3 protein-coding genes are annotated in these 3,067 nt (G+C 42.1%); all 3 read left to right on the top strand.

The features are described 5' to 3' along the window. The first annotated feature begins 390 nt into the window (after positions 1-390). The gene (locus AC2JBO_RS44150) at positions 391-1,347 is read left to right on the top strand and encodes a glycosyltransferase family 2 protein (RefSeq protein ID WP_496959948.1); all 957 of its coding nucleotides are present in this window, start codon (positions 391-393) and stop codon (positions 1,345-1,347) included. A 170-nt stretch (positions 1,348-1,517) separates the two neighbouring features. Next, positions 1,518-2,300 (top strand): 30S ribosomal protein S2, encoded by a 783-nt coding sequence (gene rpsB / locus AC2JBO_RS44145; RefSeq protein WP_496959947.1) that lies wholly within the window; start codon positions 1,518-1,520, stop codon positions 2,298-2,300. A 247-nt stretch (positions 2,301-2,547) separates the two neighbouring features. Beyond that, positions 2,548-3,067: translation elongation factor Ts (gene tsf / locus AC2JBO_RS44140; RefSeq protein WP_496959946.1), on the top strand; the 520-nt coding region annotated here is incomplete at its 3' end.

Below are 3,067 nucleotides of genomic sequence, written 5' to 3'. Positions count from 1 at the left end.
CGAAACAATTAATCAGCGATATCGAAGCCGAAGTTACAAATAAACAAATAATTTCGTATTCTCACATCTTGCACCTTCTCAACAATAGTAAGGTGGGTAGTGCTAGCCCTACGCTAAAATAAGGCACCAGTACCAATTAAAGACTTATTAAACAAACTACATCAATTAATCGAAAGAGACGCATTATTAAGTTTAGAGGATAAACTTGAAGCGCGCGGTGAGTTAGTTGCTTTAGCTTTTGCATCTCAAAGTCAGGATGAACATACTTTTAGAGTACCGCAACATATTCCCCGCAATATCCAGGTATTTTCATCCGACACGATAATGTTACTTAGAGGAACTGCGATAAAGTGCTTACTGTCTTATTCTTGAAGACAGGTATATAAAACAGTGGGTGAGAAAGTGTATTTTAGCGTAGTTATTCCAACTTATAATCGTAAGCCTATATTAGAAAAATGCCTCCGAGCATTAGAAACACAACAGCTTAGTTCATCCAGTCCAGTCACAGAATACGAAGTAGTCGTAGTTGATGACGGTTCGACAGATGGAACATTAGAGTGGTTAAGCACACACCATAGTGAATTTCCACACGTGCGAACATTTGAACAAAACCATGCAGGTCCAGCCGCCGCGCGTAATTTAGGAGTGGAGAAAGCTGTTGGTGATACAATTATCTTTATCGATAGCGACTTAGTTGTTACCGAAACCTTCTTGCAGTCCCATGCTTCGGCTTTAGTGGCAGGGCAAAATCAACTAGGCAGCGATAAATTTTTTACATACGGCGCCGTCATTAATACGGCAAACTTTGAAAACCCTACTTCCGAACCGTACAAAATCACCGATTTTTCAGCAGCATTTTTTGCCACAGGAAACGTTGCTATACCTAAACACTGGTTAGAAAAAGCTGGACTGTTCGATACTAGCTTTCAACTTTATGGGTGGGAAGATTTAGAACTCGGTGTTCGACTCAAAAATCTTGGTTTGACGCTCATCAAATGTCCTCTAGCAGTGGGTTATCATTGGCACCCAGCGTTTAATACAGAGCAAATTCCTAATTTAATAGATAAAGAAATACAGCGGGGACGGATGGGAGTTTTATTTTACCAGAAACATCCAACCTGGGAAGTGCGAATGATGATTCAAATGACCTTGTTGCATCGTTTGCTGTGGGGAGTGCTTTCCTTGAACGGGTTTTTGAACGAACGCACAATGCTCCCTGTACTACGCTGGTTGATAAGTATCGGTAAATCACAGTTAGCTTTAGAACTAGCTAGGGTTTTCTTAAATTGGTACAACGTTAAGGGTGTTTATCAAGCATATTCGGAGATGAAATTAAAAGGCGCCTAGAGTGGAAACACGCTGATATTTTCATATAAACCGCCCCAAAAGCCTCTGCGAAAATGTGTTAACCTTGTATGGTTCTTTAAATTCCACACATCCTGGGATATGTCGGGTGTTTCCAATTTGCGGAGATACACCAGGATGGAGGTTTAACCCGAATAGGAGAAAAGTAAAATATGCCAGTAGTTTCATTGGCTCAAATGATGGAGTCCGGGGTTCACTTTGGGCATCAAACCCGTCGCTGGAACCCAAAAATGGATCCTTATATTTACACCGCTCGCAACGGTGTTCATATTATTGATTTGGTGCAAACCGCTCAGTTGATGGATGAAGCATATAACTATATGCGTTCTCAAGCTGAAGCCGGCAAAAAGTTTTTGTTTGTTGGCACCAAACGTCAAGCAGCGGGTATCATCGCTCAAGAAGCAGCACGCTGTGGCGCCCAATATATTAACCAACGTTGGTTAGGTGGAATGCTCACTAACTGGGCAACAATTAAGACACGTGTTGACCGTTTAAAAGATTTAGAACGTCGGGAAGAAAACGGCGCCCTAGATTTATTGCCTAAGAAAGAAGCTTCAATGCTGCGTCGAGAAATGACGAAGTTACAGAAGTACCTTGGTGGTATAAAAACGATGCGGAAAGTACCCGATGTCGTAGTAATTGTTGACCAGCGTCGTGAGTATAATGCTGTTCAGGAATGCCAAAAGCTGAGTATCCCCATCGTCTCAATGTTGGATACCAACTGCGACCCAGATGTAGTGGATATTCCCATTCCAGCTAACGACGATGCAATTCGTTCTATTAAGTTAATTATCGGCAAACTCGCAGACGCTATTTACGAAGGTCGTCACGGTCAGTTAGAAACTGAAGAATTTGACGAAGAATACGAAGGCGGCGAAGAAGAGTTCGACGATACCGACTACAGCGAATACAAGTCGGAGGACGACGAAGAGTAATTTAGTGCTGAGTAATGAGTGCTGAGTGCTGAGTGCTGAGTAATGAGTGCTGAGTTTTAAAGTTAATTGCTTGTAGCTCGTAATTAATAACTCATCACTCGTAACTAATAACTCGTAACTAATAACTCGTAACTAACAACTCATAACTCATAGAAAGGAGATTTATCGCATCTCTACTCAGCACTCAGCACTCAGCACTTTTAACTTATTATTGTCAGTAGATTAGGTATTAAGGGATTGAGGCAATATGGCGGAAGTATCTGCAAAACTTGTCCAAGAGCTGCGCCAAAAAACTGGCGCTGGCATGATGGACTGTAAGAAAGCACTTAAAGAAAACGAAGGTGATATTGAAAAAGCCTCCGAATGGTTACGTCAAAAAGGTATCTCCAAAGCTGATAAAGCAGCAGGCAAAGTTACTGCTGAAGGTCTCGTTGAAACTTCTGTTCAACCAGATGGTCGCGTTGGTGTACTGCTTGAAGTTAACTGCCAAACCGACTTTGTCGCGCGCAACGAAGCTTTCAAAGCGCTTGTACAAAATTTGGCGAAGCAAGCTGTTAGTGCAAAAAACGTTGACGAGTTGTTAGCTCAACCTTATATTGAAGACAAAAATGTGACGGTTGCTGAGATCATGAAGCAACAAGTCGCGCAGTTGGGCGAAAATATGCAAGTGCGGCGCCTGGAAAATTTTGCACTCGATAGCGGAACACAAGGTGTAGTCGAAAGCTACATCCATACTGGTGGACGAGTTGGCGTTCTAGTTGAATTAG

Source organism: Calothrix sp. CBUCES-K 9914 (assembly GCF_059640475.1).
This window is presented reverse-complemented; position numbering and strand designations above follow the sequence as displayed.